This window comes from Gammaproteobacteria bacterium (assembly GCA_013696315.1).
Taxonomy (GTDB): Bacteria; Pseudomonadota; Gammaproteobacteria; order JACCYU01; family JACCYU01; genus JACCYU01.
In genome coordinates, this window is sequence record JACCYU010000049.1 from 1 (window position 1) to 4,851 (window position 4,851).

Genomic DNA, 4,851 nt, shown 5'->3' on the forward strand with positions numbered 1-4,851 from the left:
GACGCAAGAACCACAACGATTCAAACTCGATCCGTACCAGCACATTCCGGGACTAAACAGCTAGTGGGCAAAATCCTGCGCATTACGCGCGATGGGGGCATCCCGCCGAATAATCCTTTTATGGGCGCCAACAGCGCCCGCTGCGCGCTGACCGGCCGCACGACCGCGGGCAAGCATTGCCAGGAAACGTTCGCTACGGGGTTGCGCAATCCGTTTCGCATGGCTTTCGATCCCAATGCGGCTTCGACCCGCTTTTTTATCAACGACGTCGGGCAAATCACATGGGAAGAGATCAACCTCGGCCAGGCGGGGGCGGATTACGGCTGGAACCTGCGCGAGGGTCCGTGCCCCACGGGCCAGTCACTGGCCGGACACGTATACCGGCGCCTACTTCTACGCCGATTACGACTGCGGCAAGATATTTACGCTGAAAAAACAGGCGGGCGGCGCATATGCGGCGCTGCCGTTCGCCACTGCGCTCGGCAAGCAAAGCGCCGTGCACATGGCGTTTGGTCCACATGAAGGCAACGAGGCGCTTTTTTACACGACCTACGGAAACGGTGGCCAGGTGCGCCGCATCACCTTCACGGGTTCTGCCAATCGCGTCCCCAGCGCGGTCGCTGACGCCAGTCCGCGCTTCGGCAACCTGCCGCTGGAAGTGGCCTTCGATGCTTCGCACAGCAGCGATCCCGACGGCGATGCGCTGACCTATGAATGGTCGTTCGGCGATGGTTCTCCGCCGGAATTCGAACAGGCCGTCACGCACGCGTACACCACCGCTGGCACTTATTTCGCAACATTGACCGTCACCGACGAGCCCGGCGCGCAGGTGCAGACCAGTGTTCGCATAGACGCAGGCAACAACGCGCCGTCGGTAACGGTGCTGTCACCGACTGCCACCACACGCTTTCGCGTTGGGCAGCCGCTGACCCTACGCGCCAGTGCCGTGGACGGCAACGGCCAGAGACTGCCGGACAGCGCGTTCAGCTGGACCGCACTTTTGCACCACAACACCCACACGCACCCGTATCTGAGTTCGCAGGTGGGTAATGACATTGTCATCAATGCGCCGGCACCGGAGGATTTGGCGGCCACGCTGACAAGCTACCTGGAACTCCGGCTGGTGGTCACGGACGCGCGCGGCCTCAAGACCACGGTGGTCCGCAATATCTTGCCCAGGCGCGTGCTGATCCGGCTCGCGACCTCTCCTCCCGGGCTGCTGCTGAAAGTCGATGGCAAGGGCATGCGCGCACCGCACGCGTTCACTTCCTGGTGGGGTTACCAGATCAGGATTATAGCGCCGGATCAGACCAGCGCCGCCGGTCGTCGATGGGTGTTCAAGGCATGGTCGGACGGTCGCGCGCGCAATCATGTTATCGTCACGCCCGCTGCGTTGCGCGGCTACGGGGCGACGTTTCGATAACTTCTTCCGGGCGCGCGGATTTCGATGCTGCCTGGACGCGAGCCGTTAGCGTAGTCAGCCGTTACACACGCGACGCTGGCGGCACGATCCGAGTTCCGCGCCATGGATTGTGACGTCAAGCAGGCCTAGATCACTGGGATAATGACGTACGCGTGGCCGGCAAGCCCCGACTCGAGACAAACGTTATTTTTACGATTTGATGTCTCCGACTGTCAACGACTTAACAGTTGCGGCCAGAGCGCTTGATCGCTAGGTATAGACGGTGACTGAAGCACAGGCCCGCCGTGAGCGTCATGCCCCCGCACAGCTTTATGCGTTAATTGATAATAGCCACTTGTCGGGGAAAATTGCCGTCGGTCGGCGCGATTGGTGACAAGAATTCGAGGGGGAAGCTACATTTCGAATTTGTGTTCGTCCAGACACGGATCACGCCACGCGTACCACACCGGCAGCGCATATAACGAACTTCATGACCATTCGAGAAGTATCTGATGTTCCCACGGGGGGGCCAGCGAGGATGCCGGATACAGCTGTCGCGACCTGGCGAGACGTTGATGCGGCATTGTGTCCCATCATCGGCCAGGGTGGTGTTGCCGCGCTCTTCAAACGGAGCCTGTACCTGACGCGCGTCGACTACCCCTGGTTGTTGGCGGTATACGACGGCGCTGTCCCGCCTGATGAGTTCACCGCCTTGTACACGGCGCTATCGCAGCAACCGAGCGCGACCGCCGCGGCCGCAAACGGCGCATTGGAGCAGACCTTCTACGATCAACTGGCCAATCTGATCGGCGGGTCACTGACCGAGCGGCTGCTTGGCTCCATTTTAGATAACGCTTCAAGCAGCCGTACCACACAGGATACCTCGGCATGACTACGAGCAAAGCGACTATCAAGCGCCTAGGATCGGGCGTACCATGGATGGACGAGGTGCTCGGCGGCGGTCTGCCAGAGTTCTCGTTCAATCTCATCGTAGGAGCGCCTGGCTCCGGCAAGACAACACTGGCGCACCAGATCATGTTCGCGCTGGCCACGCCCGAGCGCCATGTGCTCTACTTCACGGTGCTGGGCGAGCCGCCGCTGAAAATGTTGCGGTACCAGCAGCAGTTCGATTTCTTCGATAGTGAGAAAGTTAACCGCGCAATCCGCTTCTTCAACCTCGCCGACGACACCGCGGCCGGCGACCTCGACAAGGTGCTCTCACGCATCGTAGCCAAGGTCGAGGAGTATGAGCCGTCCTTGATTTTCGTCGACTCTTTCCGTTCGATGGTGCTCGCCAGTCAAAACGAGGGTAACTCGTTCCTCACGTTGCAGAAGTTCATCCAGGAACTCGGCATGTTGATGACGAGCTGGCAGGCCACGACGTTCCTGATCGGGGAATACGTCGCCGAGAGCGATCCGAACCAGATTTTCACCGTCGCCGATGGACTGATCTGGTTGCGCCAGAGCGTGCAGCGCAACTCCGTGGTCCGAAAGATGGAGATCATGAAGATGCGCGGGCAGCCCACGTTGCCGGGGCTTCACACGTTTCGCATCAGCACCGCCGGCATCAACGTGTTCGCGCCCCCGCAACTTCCCATACCGAACGGAGATGAGTCGCCCGCAGCCGTTCGGTTGCGGATGGGCGTGGCCGGTCTGGACGAAATGATGGGCGGCGGCCTGCCACGCGGCTACTCGTTGCTGGTCGCGGGCCCGTCTGGATCGGGCAAGAGCATCATGGCTTCGGCCTTCCTGGCCGAAGGGGCGCGCAATGGCGAGACCGGCGTCATTGCGGCCTTCGAACAGCGCCCCAACCGGTCACGCGGTCAGGCAATGGCCGACCTTATCACCAAAGGCGTGGTCGGCGTAGTCGACACCCGGGCGTCGGATTTGTCGGTCGACGAGATTGCGAAGCTGCTCATCGCAGAGATCGGCCGGCTAAAGGCGACCCGCGTCGTCATCGATTCGCTGTCGGGCTTCGAGCTCGCCCTGGCGCCCACCTTCCGCGACGACTTTCGCGAATCCATGGCGCGCCTGGTGTCGGCACTGGCGAGTACCGGTGTCACGGTGATGATGACATCGGAGTTGGAAGACCGCTACAGCGACCTGCGCTTCAGCCCTTACGGCACGGCCTTTCTGACCGACGCGATCATCGTGCAGCGTTACATCGAGGTCAACAGCCGGTTGCAGCGGGTGATCGCAGTGGTGAAGGTGCGCGCCAGCATGCACTCAAGCGAGCTGCGTCTGTTCCATATCGATGACGATGGTCTCGTGATCGGCGAGATGCTTCCCGACCACGAAGGACTGCTGGGCGGCAGGCCCACCCGACGTAAAGGGGTGAGCGGCTGCACCGTTGGCGCGGAGGAAGGCTGAGCGCACCGCTGCGCGTTCAGCTCCGTGAGCGACCATAGCGATGAAGTGGCCGCGGCGGTTCAAACGCTGCGCTCGCTCAACGAGCAAGCGGATGGCGTGCGCGCGGAACTGGTGAGGTTGCGGCGCGAGTTAGCGGAGGCACAGCAAGACCTGAGCGCGAAGGGATCCGCCAAGCTTGTGGAAGCAAACGAGCACCTGGTGCTCGCTGCACTCGATGCCCAGACCATGGCCGAGACGGCAGTGATCGACCTCGATAAGTTGGCTCGCTCCAGCCAGCGCGATCCGCTGACGGATACGCCCAACCGCGCGCTGATGCTCGACCGGCTGGAAAATGCTATCGCCCTGGCGCGACGGCATGGGACGCGCATCGGCGTGCTGTTTCTCGACCTCGACGATTTCAAACCGATCAACGACACACTGGGCCATGCGGTCGGCGACGCGGTGTTGCAACTGGTAGCACGGCGTCTGGAGTCGGTTGTACGCCACTCGGACACCGTCAGCCGCCACAGCGGGGACGAGTTCCTGGTGCTGCTGGCCGAAGTGTCGCAGGAGTCTGGCGCGGGCATGGTCGCCGCGAAGATACTATCGGCTCTCGCCGCCCCCAGTCGTGTGGGCGAGCATGTGCTTCGCCTGTCTGCGAGCGTTGGCATCGCCCTCTATCCCGACGATGGCGAGGACGCGGCGACCCTCATCAACCGAGCTGACGAGGCCATGTACCGGGCCAAGCGATGTGAGCATGGCAGTTTCGAGTTTTACACCGAGGAGATCTCGAGCAATCGTAGCCTGGAGCCGTCCACGGTCGACGTGAAAACCGTCACGTAATACCTGCTGCCACGGGATTAGCCAACGACAAAAATCTGCAACCGTCTTAAACTCAAGCACCGGGCGTTATCAGGAGAAATCAGCCTTTCCTCTGATCGCGGTCGCGCCAGGTGGTCCAGAAGTAAGCTACACAGGCGCGGTGAAGCGGAACTCCGCGTGATTCAGCCAGCGAGCGGACCCCGCCGGGCTTCTCCTCTCTGCGGGGTTTTCAGTTTCAGGCCGCGAGGCATTCAACGAACTTCAGACTCAAGACCCGC

Annotated in this window: 5 protein-coding genes; all 5 read left to right on the top strand. The window is 61.6% G+C overall.

All coding sequences use genetic code 11. The annotated features are described in order from the left end of the window. Positions 1–63: 63 nt before the first annotated feature. The 5 genes from H0V34_03040 (at position 64) to H0V34_03060 (ending at position 4,594) form a co-directional block, all read left to right on the top strand. Positions 64–522 (top strand): PQQ-dependent sugar dehydrogenase, encoded by a 459-nt coding sequence (locus H0V34_03040; protein MBA2490711.1) that lies wholly within the window; start codon positions 64–66, stop codon positions 520–522. Further along, positions 503–1,423: a PKD domain-containing protein gene (locus tag H0V34_03045; protein ID MBA2490712.1), complete on the top strand. Its 921-nt coding sequence runs from the start codon at positions 503–505 to the stop codon at positions 1,421–1,423. The genes H0V34_03040 and H0V34_03045 overlap by 20 nt, the downstream gene beginning before the upstream one ends. Positions 1,424–1,892: 469 nt before the next feature. Further along, entirely contained in the window at positions 1,893–2,294 is a 402-nt protein-coding gene (locus tag H0V34_03050) for a hypothetical protein (protein MBA2490713.1), read from the top strand. After that, positions 2,291–3,772 (top strand): AAA family ATPase, encoded by a 1,482-nt coding sequence (locus tag H0V34_03055; protein MBA2490714.1) that lies wholly within the window; start codon positions 2,291–2,293, stop codon positions 3,770–3,772. The genes H0V34_03050 and H0V34_03055 overlap by 4 nt, the downstream gene beginning before the upstream one ends. A gap of 24 nt (positions 3,773–3,796) precedes the next feature. After that, positions 3,797–4,594 carry a GGDEF domain-containing protein gene (locus tag H0V34_03060; GenBank protein ID MBA2490715.1) on the top strand — a complete coding sequence of 266 codons (798 nt, stop codon included), beginning with the start codon at positions 3,797–3,799 and terminating at the stop codon, positions 4,592–4,594. Positions 4,595–4,851: the final 257 nt, after the last annotated feature.

Coding starts and splice junctions, on each gene's coding strand:
- H0V34_03055 (MBA2490714.1), top strand. CDS start 2,291: ATGACTACGAGCAAAGCGACTATCAAGCGCCTAGGATCGGGCGTACCA.
- H0V34_03050 (MBA2490713.1), top strand. CDS start 1,893: ATGACCATTCGAGAAGTATCTGATGTTCCCACGGGGGGGCCAGCGAGG.
- H0V34_03045 (MBA2490712.1), top strand. CDS start 503: ATGGCGTTTGGTCCACATGAAGGCAACGAGGCGCTTTTTTACACGACC.